General features: G+C 65.7%; 13 protein-coding genes. 11 read left to right on the top strand and 2 right to left on the bottom strand.

Annotated elements, in window-relative coordinates; translation table 11 throughout:
* Positions 1-5 precede the first annotated feature (5 nt).
* From K3F48_RS08195 to K3F48_RS08185, 3 genes are all read left to right on the top strand, one after another.
* Positions 6-689, top strand: a complete 684-nt coding sequence (locus tag K3F48_RS08195; RefSeq protein WP_222574938.1) for a protein-L-isoaspartate O-methyltransferase — start codon at positions 6-8, stop codon at positions 687-689.
* 179 nt (positions 690-868) lie between these two features.
* A complete protein-coding gene (locus K3F48_RS08190; RefSeq protein ID WP_222574937.1) occupies positions 869-2,473 on the top strand; it encodes a LysM peptidoglycan-binding domain-containing M23 family metallopeptidase in 1,605 nt (534 codons plus the stop codon).
* 104 nt (positions 2,474-2,577) lie between these two features.
* Complete coding sequence (locus tag K3F48_RS08185; protein ID WP_255608663.1) at positions 2,578-2,931, top strand: hypothetical protein; 354 nt, start codon at positions 2,578-2,580, stop codon at positions 2,929-2,931.
* 22 nt (positions 2,932-2,953) lie between these two features.
* Here K3F48_RS08185 and K3F48_RS08180 read toward each other — a convergent pair whose 3' ends face one another.
* On the bottom strand, positions 2,954-3,439 hold the full coding sequence (locus K3F48_RS08180; protein ID WP_222574936.1) for a peroxiredoxin: 486 nt from the start codon (positions 3,437-3,439) through the stop codon (positions 2,954-2,956).
* A 176-nt stretch (positions 3,440-3,615) separates the two neighbouring features.
* On the opposite strand from K3F48_RS08180, the gene K3F48_RS08175 reads away from it, so the two are divergent.
* The 8 genes from K3F48_RS08175 to tuf all read left to right on the top strand — a co-directional run bounded on the left by K3F48_RS08175 (position 3,616) and on the right by tuf (position 16,749).
* Positions 3,616-7,143 (top strand): DUF3971 domain-containing protein, encoded by a 3,528-nt coding sequence (locus tag K3F48_RS08175; protein ID WP_222574935.1) that lies wholly within the window; start codon positions 3,616-3,618, stop codon positions 7,141-7,143.
* 37 nt (positions 7,144-7,180) lie between these two features.
* Positions 7,181-7,519 carry a septum formation initiator family protein gene (locus tag K3F48_RS08170; RefSeq protein ID WP_370631377.1) on the top strand — a complete coding sequence of 113 codons (339 nt, stop codon included), beginning with the start codon at positions 7,181-7,183 and terminating at the stop codon, positions 7,517-7,519.
* A 389-nt stretch (positions 7,520-7,908) separates the two neighbouring features.
* Positions 7,909-9,042, top strand: a complete 1,134-nt coding sequence (locus tag K3F48_RS08165; RefSeq protein ID WP_222574934.1) for an acyltransferase — start codon at positions 7,909-7,911, stop codon at positions 9,040-9,042.
* A 123-nt stretch (positions 9,043-9,165) separates the two neighbouring features.
* A complete protein-coding gene (locus tag K3F48_RS08160; protein WP_222574933.1) occupies positions 9,166-10,530 on the top strand; it encodes a TIGR03808 family TAT-translocated repetitive protein in 1,365 nt (454 codons plus the stop codon).
* Positions 10,531-10,715: 185 nt separating this feature from the next.
* On the top strand, positions 10,716-12,020 hold the full coding sequence (locus tag K3F48_RS08155; protein WP_222574932.1) for a dihydroorotase: 1,305 nt from the start codon (positions 10,716-10,718) through the stop codon (positions 12,018-12,020).
* Positions 12,021-12,155: 135 nt separating this feature from the next.
* Positions 12,156-12,830, top strand: coding sequence for a phosphoribosylanthranilate isomerase (locus K3F48_RS08150; RefSeq protein WP_222574931.1), 675 nt, complete (start codon positions 12,156-12,158; stop codon positions 12,828-12,830).
* 190 nt (positions 12,831-13,020) lie between these two features.
* The gene (locus K3F48_RS08145; protein WP_222574930.1) at positions 13,021-15,366 is read left to right on the top strand and encodes a TonB-dependent receptor; all 2,346 of its coding nucleotides are present in this window, start codon (positions 13,021-13,023) and stop codon (positions 15,364-15,366) included.
* 192 nt (positions 15,367-15,558) lie between these two features.
* Positions 15,559-16,749, top strand: coding sequence for an elongation factor Tu (tuf, locus tag K3F48_RS08140; RefSeq protein WP_222574929.1), 1,191 nt, complete (start codon positions 15,559-15,561; stop codon positions 16,747-16,749).
* Positions 16,750-16,860: 111 nt separating this feature from the next.
* Here the strand turns inward: tuf and K3F48_RS08135 are convergent, their stop codons facing one another.
* A complete protein-coding gene (locus K3F48_RS08135; RefSeq protein ID WP_222574928.1) occupies positions 16,861-19,599 on the bottom strand; it encodes a TonB-dependent receptor in 2,739 nt (912 codons plus the stop codon).
* Positions 19,600-19,625: the final 26 nt, after the last annotated feature.

The following is a 19,625-nucleotide window of genomic DNA, read 5'->3' as shown; positions in this document are numbered from 1 at the left end:
CGCCGATGGAAGAGGGCGCGGACGGACGCACGATCGAGGAGCGCGCCGCTCTGCTGCTGCAATTGCGGCGCGTCGGCGTGCGCGATCTTGCGGTCATGCGCGCCTTCGAGACGACGCCGCGCGCGCTTTTTGCTCCCTACCGCCTCCGCGACCTCGCCGCGCGCAACATCGCTCTGCCGATCGCCTGCGGTCAGACCTTGCCCGCGCCCGCCGATCTCGCGCGGCGGCTCGAGGCGCTGGCGGTCGAGCCGCATCATCGGGTGCTGGAGATCGGCACGGGCTCGGGCTATGGCGCGGCGGTGCTGGCGCGTCTCGCCCGCGAGGTCGTGACGATCGAGCGCTTTGCGACGCTGGCGAGCGAGGCGCGGCTGCGGCTCGCCGAGCTCGGCGCCGGCAATGTGGAGGCGATCTGCGGCGATGGTCTCGCGCCGGGGCGGACCGTCGGCGTCTTCGACCGCATCGTGCTGCATATGTCGTTTCGGGCGGGTCCGCCCAAATGGCTGCTCGACGCGCTCGCGCCCGGCGGCGTCGCTCAGTTCGGACGCATCGAGCCGGCGAGGTCGGCGGAGGCGCGGCCGCAGGAGCGACTGCGTCGCCTGCGCCGCGACGGCGGCGCGCTGTGGAGCGAAGCCGATCTCGGCCCCTGCCGGCTGGGCGCCGTGCTGGAAGGGGCGGCGCGGGCGATGTGACCCGCCCCAATTCGCGCATTTACTTAAAATCGCGTCGGTCGTCGTGAACGCGCATTCATCTTAAACGCTCCCTTAACCGCCGCATGGCTAGATGAACCCCACTGAAGTCGCGTTCGAGTGTGGGTCGCGTCATGGCAATTGAGCGTCGTGTTTTCTTGTCGCGAGTCGCGTGGCGGCTCATGTTCGCAGCCGGCGCGGCCGGATTGCTCGCCGGTTGCTCCGATGCGACGCGATTTTCCGATCCGATGGCCGATCCGTTCGAGGATCGAGCGCCGCGAGTCGATCGCGCCCCGACCGGGACCATTCCCCCACGCACCTATGCCGAGGCCGCGCCGCCGCGCAGCGTGATCCATTCGCGCCCGCTGCCGCCGCAGCAGCAGCAGCAGCCGATGGCGCAAGCCGAGCGCTATGCGCCGCCGCCTGCGCCGGCCGCCCCGGCGCCCGCCGCGCGTCTCGCCGGCAGCTACAATCATTGGAACGCCGAAGGCGGCACGCCGATTGTCGTCTCGGACGGCGAGACCGCGGGCGTGGTGGCGACGCGCTATGGCGTCCCGCTCGATGCGCTGCTGCGCGTCAACGGCTATTCACGGCCGACCGAGATTCATCCCGGCTCGCGCCTGGTGATCCCTGTCTATCGCGCCGGCGCCGCGCCGGCCGCCGTCGAGCCGGCCCGTGTCGCCGACATGCGCGATCGTCTCGGCAGGGGCGGCCACGCCGCCGAGCCGACGCCCGAGCGCAGCCGCGCCATCGTCGCGGTGGCGCATGCGGAGAAGCGCGCGCCGGTCGTGGAGCCGAAGCCGGAAAAGCCGAAGGCCGTCGTCGCCGAGGCCAAGATCGAAAAGCCGAAGACTCATCCCGTCGAGGCGAAGGTCGAGAAGCCGAAGGCGCAGCCCGTCGTCGAGGCGAAGGCCGAAAAGCCGAAGCCGCAGCCGGCCGAAGCGAAAGCCGAGAAGCCGAAGCCGCAGATCCGCGCCGAGGCCGTCGCGCCCGCCAAGGTGGTTGCGGCCGCTCACGCTGAACCGGCGCGCAAGGCCGCCCCCGAACCGGCGCGCAAGGTCGAGGCCGACCGCAAGGTCGCCGCCGCCGAGTCCGCGCGCAAGGAGCGCCCTGTCGCGCCCAAGGACGTCGCCAAGGCGGAGCCGCGCAAGCTGGAGCTCAAGTCGGCGCCCAAGGCGGAGCCGAAAGCGCGAGAGCAGGTCGCGAAGAAGGAGCCGCCGGCTCCTGCGCCCGAGCCCAAGCGGCAGGCCGCGGTGGAAAAGGCCGAGAAGAAAATCGCCGCCGCGCCGCAGCCGGCTCAGCCGGCGCAGCGGATCGACCGCACGCCGGTCGCGTCGCTGCCGCCCGCTCAGCAGCAGGCGGAGGAGAAGCCGGCGCCGGCGACAGCCGCCGCGGCTGTGGCCGCGGCCGCCGACGCTCATCCGGAATTCCGCTGGCCGGCGCGCGGGCGCATCATCCAGGGCTTCAATTCGGGCGGCAATGACGGGATCAACATCGCGGTGCCGGAGGGCACGCAGGTGAAGGCGGCCGAGGGCGGCGTCGTCGCCTATGCCGGCAATGAGCTGAAAGGATATGGCAATCTGGTGCTGATCCGGCATCCGAACGGCTTCGTCTCGGCCTACGCCCACAATGGCGAGCTCGATGTGAAGCGCGGCGATCAGGTCAAGCGCGGGCAGACCATCGCCAAATCGGGCCAGTCGGGCAATGTCGGCACGCCGCAGCTGCACTTCGAGCTGCGCAAGGGAGCGACTCCGGTCGATCCGACCGGCTATCTCGCGGGGCTCTGACCCCGCGGACGAAACCTCGGGCGTTCGCGAGACACTGCGCCGGAGTGAGGGCGACGGGCGGCAGAGACGCCCGTCGCCCGTTTCTTTTTTTGCCCGATGGCTCTATGACGCGCCTGCCTGCCGGCGCGCCGCGTCCGGCGCCGTACCAGGGACATGAGCGCACAGTGAAACAGGGCTTCGTCTTCGCTTCCGTCCTCTTTCTCTCGACCCCCGCCGTCGCCGTCGATCCGACCGGCATTCCTGAATGCGACGCGCTGCTGAAGCGCTATGAGGAATGTTCGCCGGAGCTGCCGCGCGCCCAGGCGCACGCCGCGCAGAAGGAACTGCTCGAAGGCGCGATGAGCCTGCGCGCCAACGCCTCCAACCCCGAGCTGAGGCCGGCGCTGGAGAAATTCTGCGTTGCGACCTTCGAGGACATGAAGACGAGGAGCGACATCAAGAGCTGCATGTCGAAATAGCCGGAGCTCGCTCGAGCCCTGATCAAATCGCCTTCGCCGCCGCCAGCGTCGCCGCGGCATGGCCCGGCACTTTGACCTTGCGCCAGATTTTCGCGATGCGTCCATCCGGGCCGATCAGGAAGGTCGAGCGCTCGACGCCCATATATTTGCGGCCGTACATGCTCTTCTCGACCCAGACGCCATAGGCGGAGAGCATCTCCTTCGTCTCGTCGCTGGCGAGCGGGAAGGTCAGCTCGTATTTGGCGCGGAACTTGTCGTGCTTCGCCGGCGAATCGGGCGAAACGCCGACCACCGCCGCGCCCGCCTTCGCGAAATCCTTCGCCAGGGCGTTGAACTCGATCGCCTCCTTGGTGCAGCCGGAGGTGTCGTCCTTCGGATAGAAATAGAGAACGAGCCTCTTGCCGGCGAATGAGGCGAGCGCCACGCGCTCGCCGCCGGCGCCCGGAAGATCGAAGGATGGGGCGGGGTCGCCCTCGCTCAGCACGGAATTGGTCGCAGCCTGGCTCACCTTCGCCTTCCTTTCGTCTCATCCGGTCTACAATCTGCAGCAATGCAGACGCCGCCGCGCTTCGCAAGGGCGTCGCCGAAAAATCTCCGATTGCGTCCGGCCCGGGAAATGTCCATCAAATCTCATTGCAGAATCGGCGCCGGCGCGGCGCGCGGGACTCACCGAGAGGCGGGGGCTTGACGCAAGGCTTCGACGAAGGTTCGCCGATGGAGCCGCGCGGCCTGCAGGACTCGTCTTGGCCGACGTCGACCTGCGCGGCGCGCACGGCCTTGAGGCTGCGCTCCTTCTGCGTCGGACGCTGCGTTTCGGCCGTCGCCGTCTTTCTACTGCTGGTCGTCGCGCTTTCGATCGGCGCGTTCTTCGCCGCGCTGGCGCGCGGTCCGATACGCTCCGACTGGCTGGTTCCCAAGATCGTCGAATCGCTCGACGACCTCTACGGCCATCGCTACGCCTTCACGCTCGGCTCCGCGGCGATCGACCATGGCCGGCTCGGCCTCACCTTGACCGTCGACCGGCTCGAGGTGAAGGACCGCGATCGCGCCATCATCGCGGTTCCGAAGGCGCAATTGTCGGTCGATCCGCTGGCGCTGATGCTCGGTCGGCTGATGCCGCGACGGCTCGAGGCGCTCGATCTCGAGCTGCGCTTGGCGGTGCGGCCGGACGGCGTCGTCGCGGTGTCCACGCCCGGCGCCGAGCCGGTCGAGATCCCGCTCGAGCCGCGTCCGGCTGCGGTCGAGACGGCCGCCGTCGTCACGCCCGTGGCGCGCCCCGTGCTGGCGCGGCAGGCGGGCGCCGCGCTGCGCGCGCTGATGGACTTCGTCACCGGCCCCGACAGCCCGATCGCCGCCATCGATCGCGTCGGCGTCTCCCATGCGACGCTCGTCATCGACGACCGCACGCTGGACCGCACGACCACCTATCGCGACGTGGCGGTGCAATTCGAGAAATCGGCGGGCGCGACGAGCCTGACGATCGGCGCGACGGGACCATCCGGACGCGCGACGGCCGAGGCCAAGGCGGAGGGGCGGCCGGGCGAGCGGCGCGCGCTCGACGTGAAGCTGCGCCGGCTGTCGCTCGACGAGATTTCGCTCATCGCCGGGCTGCGCTCGCTTCCCTTCGACACCGACGCGCCCTTGTCGCTCGATCTGCGTCTCGCCGTCGACGGAGCCGATGAGATTCTCGAAGCCGACGGGCGCTTTTCGATGGGGGAGGGGTTCTTCCGGCTCGAGGAGCCCGATTCCGAGCCTTTCATGGTCGGCGGGATCGCCCTTGCCGCGCGCTGGGACGCGGCGCGCCGCCGCATCGCCATCGAGCCGATCGAGATCGCGGCGGGCGCCGCCCGGCTCGGCTTCGCGGGCGTCCTGACGCCGCCCGAGCAGGACGGCGCCGTCCATTCCGATCTCTGGACCCTGGCCGTGGCGCTCGCCAAGCCGGGCCGGTTCCTGTCGGACGGTCCGGGCGAGGCGCCGATGCTCGTCAGCAGCGCGAGCCTGGCGGCGACTTTCGATCTCGCGGCCAAGCGCGCAACGATCGAGCGGGTCGCATTGGAGGGGCCGGAGATTCACGCCTCCGCCGCCATCGGCTTCGACGGCGGCCGACCGGACGGGCCGCATCTGACCTATCGCATCGAGGCGAGGGACACGCCGCTCCGCTCCGTGCTGCGCATCTGGCCGACCCATGTCGCGGCGCCGACGCGGAGCTGGATGGAGACTCATGTGCCGGCGGGACTCCTGCGCTCCGGCCTGCTCACCGCCGATCTCGACCAACAGGCCATGCTCGAGGGACGCTATGAGCGGCCGCCGCCGGACGCCGCGCTGCGCGGCGATTTCGATCTCGAGGGGGCGACGATCGCCGACGCTTTCCCGGGGCTGTGGCCGCTGACCGGCGTCCGCGGCCATATCGCGCTCACCGGCCGCACCGTGGCCTTCACGGCGACGGCCGGCGCCATGGAGAGCGCGCCCGGACGCCGGCTCGCCATCACGCAAGGCGCGTTTCGCGTGCCGGCGCTCGGCGTCGATCCGGCGCCGGCGTCGATCGACTTGCGGCTGTCCGGCAATGTCGAGGCGGTCGCCGACATTCTCGCGCTCGAGAGCATCGCCGCCGTCGCCGACGCGCCGGTCGACGCCGGCGCTCTGCATGGACAGGTGGACGGGCGCCTGCGCATCGATTTCGAAATGGGCAAGGCGGCCAAGGACGAGAAGACCCGCGTCGCGATCGACGCCGAGGCGACCAATGTTTCGATCGAGCGCTTCCTCGGCAAGGAGCGGCTCGAAGGCGGCGCGCTGAGGCTCGTCTCCGATGTCGACGGATTGCGCGCCAGCGGTTCCGGCCGCGCGTTCGGGGCTCCGGTCGCCTTCGAGATGCGCCGCCCCCCGGGCGAGAAATCCAAGGCGCAGGCGCAGATATCGCTGCAGCTCGACGATTCCGCGCGCGCCAAGGCCGGCTTCGCCGTCGCCGGCGTCTCGGGAATCGTCGGCGTGCAGGTGGCGACCAGCCTGCCGTTCGAGGAGTCCGACGCGCAGATCGAGCTCGACTTCCTCAAGGCCGGGCTCGAGCATCCGCTGCCGGGCGTCGCCAAGCCCGTGGGCAAGCCCGGCAAGGCGAGCTTCACTCTGGTCAAGCGGCCGGACGGCTCGGCGCTGGAGCAATTATCCGCCGAGGCGGGCGGCGCGCAGCTCTCGGGCGTCGTCGAGCTCGCGCGCGACGGGGCGTTTCGTTCGGCGCGTCTCATGCAGGTGCGGCTCTCGCCCGGCGACGACATGCGCGTCGAGGCGACGCGCGTCGGCGAGGGGATGAAGCTCGTGGTGCGCGGCGCCAATATCGACGCCCGCCCGCTGCTGCGCTATCTCTCGCAGCCTTCCGCCGACGCGGCGGCGGGGTCCGGGGGCGCCGGCAAGCCGGCGTCCGACGATCTCGAGCTCGATCTCAAATCGCCGATCGTCACCGGCTTCGGCCGGCAGATATTGGCCAATGTCGCGCTGGACTATGAGCGGCGCGGCGGGCGTCTCGAGCAATTGTCGATGACCGGCAGCTTCGGCCGCGAGCCGCTGGCGGCGACGCTCGCGCGCCAGCAGAACGGCGCGCCGCTCATCGAGCTCTCGACCAGCGACGGCGGCGCGCTGCTCTCTTTCCTCGATCTCTATCATCGCATGGAGAGCGGGGCGCTGACCGCGAGCGTGCAGATGGCGCAAGGCCGCTCGGACGGCGTCATCAAGATCAGCGATTTCTATCTGCGCAACGAGCCGGCCATGCGCCGGCTGGTGATGCAGGGCGCCGCGCGGACCGACGACAAGGGCGCGCAGCACTTCGATCCCGATTCGGTGAAATTCTCGCGCGTGCAGTCCGGCTTCACCTGGTCGGGCGGGCGGCTCGCCATGCGCGACGGCGTGATGTCGGGGCCGGAGACCGGCCTCACCGTCGACGGCTATATCGACGTCGCGCGCGACAAGATCGACGTGTCGGGGACCTTCGTGCCCGTCTATGGGCTCAACAATCTCGTGGCGAATATTCCGCTGATCGGCGTCGTTCTCACCGGCGGGGAGAATGAGGGGATGTTCGCGGTGAGCTTTCGCGTGACCGGCGCCTTCAGCGCGCCGACGCTGACGGTCAATCCGCTGTCGGTGATCGCGCCGGGCCTCTTGCGCAAGCTGTTCGGCATTTTGGACGGCACCGGCCGCCTGCCCGAGACGGCGCCGGCGCGTTAACTGCGCCTACACCCTGTTCGGCGCAAGCTGCGAGGCCATGATGCTTCGCTTCGTCCTGCGCTCTCTCTTGTTCCCCCTCCTGCTCTATTGCGGAGCGGGGCTGGTCGCGGGCTATTTCGTCTGGCACGGCGTCAACGGCCAGCGCGGACTCAAAGCCGGCGAGGAATATGCGGAGCGCCTCGCCGAGCTCGAGCGCGAGCACGCCGCGCTCGTCGCCGAGCGCAAGCAATGGGAGCGCCGCATCGCTCTGATGCGCGGCGACGCCATCGACGCCGACATGCTCGACGAGCAGGCGCGCGCGACGCTCGGGCGCGTGCACCGCAATGAGGTGGTGATTCTCACGCCGCAGCCGGCGAGGCGGGAAGAGGAGAGGTGAGGCGAAGCGGGGAATCGGGTGATCGAGAATTGTTGCTGGAAGAGGCGCGCCACCTCCCCCTCGAGGGGGAGGTCGAGCGCCGAAGGCGCTCGGGAGGGGTGCTCCCCGAGTGTTTGCCGCGAAAACCCCACCCCGGACCGCCATAGGGCGTTGTGGAAGAACGCCCGTCGCAAGCGCCGGGCTATGGCGGTCCGACCCTCCCCCTAAAGGGGAGGGTAGCACGCCTCTTCCTGCGTTCACCGGACTGCCCTGTGCGGCGAAGGCGTCTCGCCAGCCTATTCATCGCCGCCTGATTTGAAGGTCGTCTGCCTCTCGTCGTCAGAGACGGCAAATTCTTACAACCCGCTTCTCCGAAATTAGTATCCATATTGATTGGTAAGGCGGTCGCCATGCAGTCCACGAAATCGGTCAGGTATCTCGTGCTGGACAGCTATCGCTTCCTGGCTGCGAGCGGCGTCGTCCTGTTTCACTATGATATCGACTTTCAGCTGGGGCTGGCGACCCGGTTTCCCGTTGTCGCAAATCTTAGTTGCATGGTCGATTTCTTTTTCATTCTCAGCGGTTTCGTCATCGTGCAGGGCTATCGGAGCCGTCTCGGATCGGCTCGGGAATACGGGGAATTTCTACGAGCGCGGTGGGCGCGCATCTATCCGTTGCATGTGCTGACCTTGGCTTGCTATCTGTTGCTCGTCGCTATCGCTCATGTCCTGCGGTTTCAGCCGAATCACCCGGAAATTTTGGCGCTTTCCGGCCTGCCGGCGAACCTGCTTCTCGTGCAGGCCTGGGGCCTCCTCGACCATCCGAGCTTCAATGTCCCCTCGTGGTCGATCAGCGCGGAGTGGTTCGTCTACCTGCTGGCTCCCGCCGTTTTCGCAATCGTCCGCCATGTCAGTCTCGCGTTCAGCCTGCTGTGCGCTCTGCTGATGGCGACCGTCATGATCGCGGCCCAAAATGCGCTGGGCGTGCAAGACTGGATGGAGCTGACCTATCGGTTCGGAATGCTGCGCGCCCTCCCGAGCTTCTTTGCCGGCGCCGCGATCGCCGAGGCGATGTGCAACGGCCAGCTGCGCGGCAAGCCGTCCTGGTGGACTGTTCACGCATTGGCTGCGAGCGCGCTGGTCGTGCTGTCCCTCGACGTCCGGCGTGAATTGCTCCTGCCGGTCTTCTGCTCGCTCATAGCTCTTGCCGCGCTCGCGGATGCAGGCGGCGCCCCGACTCTGATGAAAAGCCGAGTTCTCCTCGCTCTCGGGGCGAGTTCCTACGCGCTCTACATGTCGCACGTTCTCGTGAGCGTGCCGCTTTTGATCGTGGCGCGGCGGCTGCATCTGATCGAGACGCCGTGGACCTTCGCCTTCGCCTTCGCGAGCTTCGGGATCACGATCGTGCTGTCCCTGCTTTCCTACCGCTATTTCGAGCGGCCGATGCGGAGTTGGATGATGCGAGTCGGCAAATCGACCTCGCCGAGCCCTCGCCGGGACAGCGGATCAGCGGCGATATCATCTTCGGAGACCGTTCGCTTCTGAGCGGCGCCAATAATTCCCGTTTACGCTCCGCTGTAGCTACGTTAGCATTTGATCGTACACACGCTGAATGGTGGAACCGCGTGATTTGAGCAACTTCACTCGCCTATTTTGGAGATTTTGACTGTGCCCCTCTATACGAAAATTTCCGACGCGGCCGTCGTCCTTCAGAATGCATCATCGTCGCCTGGCACTGGATGGACGACTGTCGCCAATGTTCAAGCGGCTTTTAACCAGTCTCGCAGCAATGGACTTCCGTTGTTCATCAAGCCTGGCGTCTATACGACCACCAATATCCTCGTGAACTCGAGTACCGGTGGGGGACAAACTCTCTCTGTTTACGCAATTCCGGGCACTGTCGTATTACAATTGACGTCAGGCAGCAATCTTTTGACAATAAATGGAATATATAGTTGCAGGATAGATGGCATTAATTTCAATGGAAATAATGTAAACTTTACGAACCTGAACGATTCCTCCGCTCTCTTGTCGATCACTAATGCGCCATATTGTGAGGTTATAAATTGCCAATTTTATAATTCTGTGGCTTGTGGTGTATATATATCTGGATCATCATGCACGATACGAGACAACCTTGTTTATCAATGCAGCTACGGCATTTGGGGTATGGACGCTGTCTTGTACGTAAATGGCAATAGGGTCCAGAATTGCGCCAATAACGGTATAATGATTTGGACATCGACTGTCACCGGCAACGGCAGCATAGTATCCGGGAATAATATAAATACTATTCAAAGTGGAAGCGGCGCCGGTCAAAATGGGAATGGGATCGTTGTATTCCGTGCGGTCGCTGTCACGATATCTTCAAACACCATTAGCGGATGCAAATATTCCGCAATCCGATGCAATGGCGGCGGTAATGAGATTATTCAAGGCAATAATTGCTATGGCTCTCGAGAGATGGCGATTTTCATCGAAGCGCCAAACGCGGGGATCGACCTGAATGGCGCGGTAGTTTCGGGAAACATTATCGACACGGCGGGCAACGGTATTGCCGTCGCAAATTCGGGAATGGGTGGCCAAGGCACCGCAAAAAGCGTCACCATCACGGGCAACCGAGTGACCAACATCATCCATCAGACGATCAACGACCCGGGGTATGTTCCGACTGTCAGCCTCGCCTTTGGCATCTATGCGGAAGGTGCAGCTGTTATCTCGGGCAATATCGTCGATGGAGCGGCCGGAATCGGAATCATCTCCGGTCACAATGCCTCGACCCACGATCTCAACGTCAATGGCAATTTGATTCTGACGAGTCCGATCGGCATTGGCTATAGTGCTCAAAGCGGAGCCGGGCAGATTATCATTTCGAGCAACCAAATTCAGGGCGCCGCAGGCGGCGCGATCGTTTCTGTCGTATTCAACGATAGCGCCGGCACTGTCGGGCGCGTGGCGGGCAGCACCGACTACGGAAACCACTACGACGCTCAAATCGGCAATATCTTCGTGGGCAACAATCGATCTTATTAGACATGATCGGGAGAACCCGAGGTCCGGGGCATCTCGTTTCTCCTGCAGCCATGACGTGTCGACTTTGCAGCGCTCGCCGAGTGGGACGGCTCGTCCATGCGGGCATCCGTACGGCCAAGTCGCCGGAATTTCCTCCTCGCCGCGCCCCGGTTCCCTTCCCCCGCAAAACATCCTAATCAGGCGCCATGACAGCGCCTCGTCCCCTCCTGCTCGCCGATGCGCGGCTCGTCGATCCGGCGTCCGGCGTCGAGAGCCGCGGCGGGCTGCTCATTCGCGACGGCCGCATCGCCGATCTCGGCCCGTCCGTCACCGCCGCTTCCGCTCCGGAGGGGGCGCGCGTGATCGCCTGCGGCGGCGATGTCGTCGCGCCGGGGCTCGTCGATCTCACATGCTTCGTCGGCGAGCCCGGCGCCGAGCATCGCGAGACCATCGCCAGCGCCACCGCGGCCGCGGCGGCGGGCGGCGTCACCACCATTGTCGCGGCTCCGGAGACCTCGCCGCCGGTCGACGATCCGGCGGTCGTCGATTTCGTGCTGCGCCGCGCGCGGGACACCGGCCGCGTGCGCGTGCTGCCCATGGCGACGCTCACCAAGGGCAGGGAAGGCCGCGAAATTTCCGAGTTCGGCCTGCTGCGCCAGGCGGGCGCCGTCGCTTTTTCCGACGGCAAACGGTCTGTGCGCAACGCCCAGGTGATGCGCCGCGCGCTCACTTACGCCCGCGATTTCGACGCGCTCGTCGCGCATTTTGCGGAGGATCGCGACCTCGCCGGCGAGGGCGTGATGAATGAGGGGGAGCTCGCGGCGCGGCTCGGCCTCGCCGGCGTTCCGCGCGAGGCGGAGACCGTCGTGATCGACCGCGATCTGAGGCTCGTGGCGCTCACCGGCGCGCGCTATCACGCCAGCGTCGTCACCGCGGCCTTGTCGCTCGAGGCGATCGCGGCGGCCAAGCAGTGCGGCCTGCCCGTCACCTGCGGGACGACGATCAATCATCTGACGCTCAACGAGAACGACATCGGCGACTACCGCACCTTCCTGAAGCTGCGCCCGCCCTTGCGTCATGAGGACGAGCGCCGCGCTCTGGTCGAGGCGCTCGCCTCCGGCCTCGTCGACGTCATCGTTTCCGACCATGATCCGCAGGACGTCGAGATGAAGCGCCTTCCCTTCGCCGAGGCCGAGGCCGGCGCCGTCGGCGTCGAGACCATGCTGGCGGCCGGGCTGCGCCTCGTCCATTCGGGCGACATCTCCCTCGCCGGCCTGCTGCGCGCCATGTCGTCGCGGCCGGCGGAAATATTGGGGCTGGAGCAGGGGCGTCTCGCCAAGGGTGCGCCGGCCGATGTGATCCGCTTCGATCCGGACGAGCCTTTCGTCGTCGATCCCGCCGAGCTGCGCTCGCGCTGCAAGAACACGCCTTTCGACACGGCGCGCCTGCAGGGGCGGGTGAAGCTGACCGTGGTGGCGGGAGAAACGGCGTTCGAACATCACGGGATTTGAAGCGTCGAGCTTCCCTTGGAGCGTTATCCGATCCGAATGGATCGATAACGCTCTAACAGTCTTTCGTTTGAGCGAATTCTGATCGACCGAACGATTCCGTTCGGTCGGAAAGCGCTCCAGGCGGCGATTTCGACCATGCGGACGCGGATCAAGGTTTGTTGCATCGCCTCGCCGGACGAGGCGAGAATCGCCGTCGGCGAAGGCGCCGACGCGCTCGGCCTCGTGGCGCGAATGCCTTCGGGGCCAGGTCCGATATCCGACGACGCGATCGCCGAGGTGACGGCGGCCGCGCCGCCGGCGGTCGCGACCTTCCTGCTCACCTGCGAAACGACCGCCGACGCCATCTCCGCGCATATCCGTCGAACCCATCCCTCGACGGTGCAGATCGTCGCGCCGCTCGATCCCACGGAAGCGGCCCGGCTGGCGAAGATCGAGCCGCATGTGCGCCGGGTCCAGGTGGTTCATGTCGCAGGCCCGGACGCGCTCGACCTGATCGACGCCTATAGCGCCCATGTGCATGCATTCCTGCTCGATTCCGGTCGCCCCCATGCGCCGGTCGCCGAGCTCGGCGGCACGGGCCGCGTTCACGATTGGACGATCAGCGCGCAATTCGTGCGAGCGAGCGCGCTGCCGGTATTTCTCGCCGGAGGCCTGTCGCCCGCCAATGTGGGCGAAGCGATCCGACGTGTCCGTCCCTTCGGCGTCGATCTGTGCTCGGCCGTCCGCACCGACGGCCGTCTCGATAGGCTCAAGCTGCAGGCTTTCGTGGGCGCCGTGCGGCGAGCGGACGACGCGCTGCGGATCGGCTGAGCGCGCCGGCTGCGGCCGAGCTTCGGGAGGATTCCGAAATACGAAGGTGAAACTTTGCAATAGGCGCGGCGCAGCTTCACCCCTATTTTGCCCGAGCCGAAGGTTGCGGAATTCACTGCGGCGGCGCAGCGCGTGTCTTCGGCGTCGAGGCCGATCGGGGGGATCGGCTCGCCGGAGATGGAATAGCAAGATGCCTTGGCGCCGTTCTCGACTCTCGCTCGTCGCGCTGCTCGCGGCTGCGACCTCTTCGCTCGCAGCGCGCGCCCAGGAGGCGCTGCCGGACATCGACATCGCGACCGCGCCGGAAGCGGGTGCGAAAATCGAGAGATCGAAGATCTCGACCAATCCGATCTCGCTCACGCGCGGCGATCTCGATCGCGATCACGCCGTGATCGTCACCGACACGCTGCTGCGCCGCAACGCGTCCGTCTCCTCGAGCGAAGTGGCGGGCAATCCGTTCCAGCCGGACATCAGCTATCGCGGCTTTGCCGCCTCTCCGGTTCCCGGCACGCCGCAGGGCCTCGCGGTCTATCAGGACGGCGTGCGCATCAACGAGGCGTTCGGCGATTCGGTCAATTTCGATCTGATCCCGAGCGTCGCCATCGCCAAGGGCGACATCGTCAGCGGCAATCCGCTGTTCGGCCTCAACGCGCTCGGCGGCGCGCTGACGCTCGAAATGAAGAACGGCTTCACCTGGCAAGGTTTTGAAGCGGATGGGCGCGGCGGCTCCTTCGGGCGGCGCTTCGGCAGCCTGCAATATGGCCGCAAGATCGATGATTTCGCCGTCTATTTCGCCTTCGAGGGGCTCGGCGAGGACGGCTGGCGCAAGCGATCGGGCTCGTCGATCCTGCGCGGCTACGCCGATCTCGGCTATAAGGGCGACAAGACCGAGTTCCACCTCAATTTCACCGGCGCGGGCACGCGCCTCGGCAATGCGGCGGCGACGCCGATCGAAATGCTGCAGCGGGATTATGGCTCGGTGTTCACGACGCCGCAGAGCTCCTACAATGATCTATTGTTCGTGAACCTCAAGGGCGCCTATGAGGCGAGCTCGCATCTCAAATTCAACGGCAACGCCTATTTCCGCCAGTTCCGCCAGCAGCACATCGACGGCAATCTCGCCGATGTCGAGACTTGCGGCGCGAATGACAAATGGCTGTGCCAGGAGACGGACGGTTTCACGTCGGAGCCGAGCATTCGACAGGTCGTGCTGCGCGATTCCTCCGGCCGGCGCATTCCGGCCTCGCTCCTGAACGACGGCGGCGTCGGCAGCCTCGATTACACGCGGGTCAATTCGCGCGCGTTCGGCTTTGCGCTGCAGGGAACTTACGACGAGGCGATCCTCGGCTTTGCGAACAAGCTCGTCATCGGCGCCGCGCATGATCGCCAGCATTCCGACTTCCGCGGCTATTCCGAGCTCGGCGTCCTCCAGAACGACCTCTCCGTCGCCGGCACGGGCGTTCTCTATTCCAATCTCGTGCCCGAGGGCGGCTTCCAGCCCGTGCATGTCGGCGGACGCAATCTCTATTGGGGCGTCTATGCGCATGACACGCTCGAGGTGACGGACAAGCTCACCGCCACCGCGGGCCTGCGCTTCAACAGCGCGGAGGTCGCGCTGTTCGATCATGTCGGCGCGGCGCTGAACAGCAATGCGCTCTACCAGCGCGTCAATCCGGTGGCGGGCCTCACTTATTCCTTCTTCCCCGAGCTCACCGTCTACGGCAATTACTCGGAGGCCAATCGCGCGCCGACGGCGCTGGAGAACGGCTGCTCGGATCGGCTGCATCCGTGCATGATCGACAATTTCCTCGTCTCCGATCCGCCGCTCAAGCAGGTGGTGGCGCGCACATGGGAGACGGGATTGCGCGGACGTCGCGACTTCGGCGGCGACTATGGCCGTCTCGACTGGCGCGCCGGGCTCTTCCGCACCGACAGCGTCGACGATATTCTGTCGCTGCCGTCGGATGTGATCCAGGGTCGCGGCTATTTCGCCAATGTCGGACAAACACGCCGTCAGGGCGTGGAGGCGGGCGTCACCTGGCAGAACGACCTCGTCCAAGTCTATGCCGATTACGCGCTCATCGACGCGACTTTTCGCAATCATCTGACGCTCAATTCCGGCGACAATCCTTACGCCGACGAGAACGGCCAGATTCACGTCCAGCCCGGCAATGTGCTGCCGGGGATCCCGCGGCATCGCGTGAAAGTCGGCTTCGACTTCAAGGTCACGCCGCAATGGACCTTCGGCCTCGATTACATCTTCCGCACCGGCGTGCATCTCGCCGGCGACGAGGCCAATCTCGACAAGCCGCTGCCGTCCTTCGGCGTCGTCAATCTGAAAACCTCCTACAAGATCACCGATAATATCGAGGTCTATGGCCTCGTGAACAATCTGTTCGACAGACGCGCCTACAGCTTCGGAACCTATTTCGAGACGGGTTCGGAAGCGATCGGCTTCCTCGGCCTCTCCAATCCGCGCACACTCGGACCGATCTCGCCGCTCGCCGCCTATGGCGGCGTGAAGGTGCGGTTCTGAGCGTCATCGAGCGGTCGCATCGCAGTCATAGACGGTGACGCTCGAGGCCGCGCCGGCGTGAGCCGCTGCGGCCTCGCGCCGAATGCGCGCCGCCTCAGCGGCCGATCGCACTTGAAGATTGCCGGCAACCGCCTTAAAGCCACGCGCGCGGGCCGGACGGGCGCGCCGCGACCACAGCTGGAAACGACAAGCATGGCCAAGGAAAAGTTCTCACGCACGAAGCCGCATTGCAACATCGGCACGATCGGACACGTCGACCATGGCAAGACGTCGCTGACGGCGGCGATCACCAAGGTTCTGGCCGAGACGGGCGGCGCGACCTTCACGGCCTATGACCAGATCGACAAGGCCCCCGAGGAGCGCGCGCGCGGCATCACCATCTCGACGGCGCATGTCGAATATGAGACGCAGAACCGCCATTACGCGCATGTCGACTGCCCCGGCCACGCCGACTATGTGAAGAACATGATCACCGGCGCCGCGCAAATGGACGGCGGCATTCTGGTGGTGTCGGCCGCCGACGGCCCGATGCCGCAGACGCGCGAGCACATCCTGCTCGCCCGCCAGGTCGGCGTTCCGGCGCTGGTGGTGTTCCTGAACAAGGTCGACATGGTCGACGATCCGGAGCTGCTGGAGCTCGTCGAGCTCGAGGTGCGCGAGCTGCTGTCGAAATACGAGTTCCCCGGCGACGATATTCCGATCATCAAGGGTTCGGCGCTGTGCGCTCTCGAGAACAAGAACCCCGAGCTCGGCCATGACGCGATCCTGAAGCTGATGCAGGCGGTGGACGATTATATTCCGCAGCCGGAGCGTCCGAAGGATCAGCCGTTCCTGATGCCGGTCGAGGACGTGTTCTCGATCTCGGGCCGCGGCACGGTGGTGACCGGCCGCGTGGAGCGCGGCGTGGTCAAGGTCGGCGAGGAAGTCGAGATCGTCGGCATTCGCCCGACGGTGAAGACGACGGTGACCGGCGTCGAAATGTTCCGCAAGCTGCTCGATCAGGGTGAGGCGGGCGACAATATCGGCGCGCTGCTGCGCGGCACCAAGCGCGAGGATGTGGAGCGCGGCCAGGTTCTGGCCAAGCCCGGCTCGGTGAAGCCGCACACCAAGTTCAAGGCCGAGGCCTATATCCTGACCAAGGAGGAGGGCGGCCGCCACACGCCGTTCTTCACCAATTATCGTCCGCAGTTCTACTTCCGCACGACGGATGTGACCGGCATCGTGACGCTTCCCGAAGGCGTCGAGATGGTGATGCCGGGCGACAATATCGCGATGGAAGTGAACCTCATCGTGCCGATCGCCATGGAGGAGAAGCTGCGCTTCGCCATCCGCGAAGGCGGCCGCACCGTCGGCGCCGGCGTCGTCGCCTCGATCATCGAGTAACAGGGATTTGGACCGCGAGCCTTAAAGGCTCGCAATCCGCATGGTGAACGCGATCCTGAAGGCTCGCGGTCCAGGAGGCGATCGGCGGCCGGGCCGCCGATCGCTTTTTTGTCAGAATTTGAACTTCACCCCGCCGATGAAGGCGCGCGGCGAGCCGGCGATGATCCCCGCGCCGGTGGAGGTGGCGAGACCCGCGGCCGGCGTCTGCTGCGTGGTTCCGGCCACCAGCGTGTTCGCAAGCGTATTCGCGCCCGCCACATAGGTGCGGTCGAAGAGATTCTTCACATCGAAATAGAGATCGAATCTCTTGAGGATGGAGCCGGCGATCTCGCGGCCATAGTGGACGTCGAGATTGACGATGCCATAGCTCGGGATCGTCAACAGATTGGCGTTGTCGATCGTATAGTCGCTCTTATAGATATATTCGACGAAAGCGCCGAGCCCTTTCAGATCGCCGCCGGGAATGTCATAGCCGAGGCGGCTCGTCAGCGTATGCATCGGCACATTGGGAATGCGCTTGCCGGCGCGATCATAGGCGACGGTGGCGGAGAGATTGTCGCGGAATTCGGTGAAGAACTGATCATTGTAGCTATAGGCGCCGATGAGCCGCCAGCCGTCGAAGGGGCGCCAGTCGACGCTCGCCTCGAAGCCGCGATGGATCGAGGCGGGCGCGTTCAATTGATAGGTCACCAGCCCGTTGGCCTGTGAGAGAATCTCGTTGCGGAACCATTCATGATAGCCGGTGAGGCTGATCGTCAGATTATTCGTCGGAGTCCAGTCGACGCCGAGGTCGACGCCCATATTGGTCTGCGCCTGCAGCGACGTGTTGTTGCCGGCGCCCGTCGGCGTGTTGGTGAGATACATGAAATTCGGCGTGCCATAGCCGGTGGCGTAGCGCGCGCGGAATTGCCATTCGGGGCTGTAGCGCCAGGTGAGCGAGGCCTCCGGCGCGGTGTTCCAATAATCATTGTCGACGCCGACCTGCGTCGGCGCGAGCAGCGCGCCATTGATCGCGTAATTGGCGACGCTATAGACGCCGCTGACCCTGTTCCAATTGGCGCTGAAGCCGATCGCCGCGGTGAGCTGCGGGGTGAGCGCGATCTCCTCGCGCGCGCGGAGGCCGACATTGGAGTGAGAGGCCTCGATATTGCCGATCCCGCCGCCCGTCGCTCCATAGCCCCACACATTGGGAACCTGCGAGAACAACGGGTTCACCGTTTTCAGGTCGTCGTAGAAGAAGCCGAGATAATGCGTCGCCGGCAGGCCGAACAGCGCGCCGTGGTTCGTGACATCGGTCGATGCGCTGAAGCCATAGGACGGGCCGCGAATGGCGACCGGGCCGCCGAGTCCGCCGAGGAAAGCGGGGCCGACCTTCGGCGGCGGCCAGGTGCTGTTGATATAGTCCTGATAGTCGTAGGTGAATTGCGTGCGCCACGTCGTGGCGCTGTCGAAATCATGCTCGTAGCGCAGGCCGACGATGTCGCGGACCACGTGCCAATGCGTGCCGAGCTGCCAGACGCTCTGATTGACGAGGCCGGATTTCGCGCTCGTATAGGCGCCATTGGCGGGAACGAAGAGATTGTTGCAGTATGGCCGGTTGGCGTCGGTGGCGATCCGGCAGTCGACGCTCTTGCCGTATGGATTGGTGTAGAATTGCGTGAGCGAGCTGCGGTTCATGAACTCCGCGAAGGAGTTGTTGAAGACGAATTTGACCGTCAGCCGGTCGGCCGGCGTGGGCGCCCAGGTGGCGAGGACCTTGCCCTGCTCGAACTCATGGGCGCCCCGCGCGAGATAGCCGTCGCCGCGCAGATCCGAGCCGAACAGAGAGATATCGAAATCGCCCAGCCGAGGGTCGGAGACCTTTTTGCCGGCGCGCAGATAATTGTTGATGTAGCCGAAGCTGCCGAATTCCGAGCCCGTCTCGGCGCCGTCGATCTCCGCGCCGGTGAAGCTGCGGAAATTGAATGCGCCGCCATAGGCGTTGTTGCCGAACAGCGCCGAGGAGGGGCCGCGATAGACGTCGATCCCGGAGAAGGCGTGCGGGTCGAGCATGTCGGTGCGGCCGTTGCCGTCGGCGGTGACGATCGGAAATCCGTCCTCCAGCATCATGATGTTGCGGACGGAGAAAGGATAGGTCGTGCCGAGCCGGTTGCCGGAGCCGCGGATCGACGGCATCAGCTCGCGCGGAATCGTGCCCTGGCCGAGCGACACGCCCGGGCTATATTGCAGCATTTCCTGCACCGTGGCCAAAGGCGTCGTGTCGAGGAAACGATGATCGATGGTCGTCACCGTCTGCCCGGGCGGGTCGCGATAGATCGGCTCCCGCGCGCGGGCGGCGTCGAATCCCGGGGCGTTGGCGCCGCCTCTCACGCGCTTGCGCTCATCGGCGCCGATGTCGATCGGCGGCAGCGCGGCGTCGACGGCGTCGGTCATCGAGCCGGTCGCGGCCTGCGCCAGAATGATCGACACGGAGCGGCCGTTGTTCGACAGCCGATAGGTGAGGCCTGTCCCGGACAGCAGCCGTTCGAGACCGTCCGCGATGGAATAGACGCCCGAGACGCCGCGCGTCTCGAGGGCCTCGGTGAGACGGACGTCGAAGACGACATGCAGCTCGCTGCGATCGGCGAAGGCCGCGAGGGCCGCCTCCATCGACCCCGCAGGAATGTGATATTCGCGCAGATCGCCATTGCGCTCGCGCGGCGAAATGGACGCTTGCGCGGGATGGACCGGCGCGTCCGCGCCCATCGTCATCACGCTCAGCGCCAAGGCGATCGCCGTCGAGCTCATATTTGCGCCCCTGCCTTTCGGCCTGTTCCCCGCCATCGCCTTTTCCGTCCTGTCGTTGGCCATGCCCGACCTCGAGCATTGGCTTCTCG

It is taken from the genome of Methylosinus sp. Sm6, assembly GCF_019802345.1.
GTDB lineage: Bacteria > Pseudomonadota > Alphaproteobacteria > Rhizobiales > Beijerinckiaceae > Methylosinus.
The sequence above is the reverse complement of the archived record's forward strand: the minus strand, read 5'-3'. Positions and strand labels throughout refer to the sequence as shown.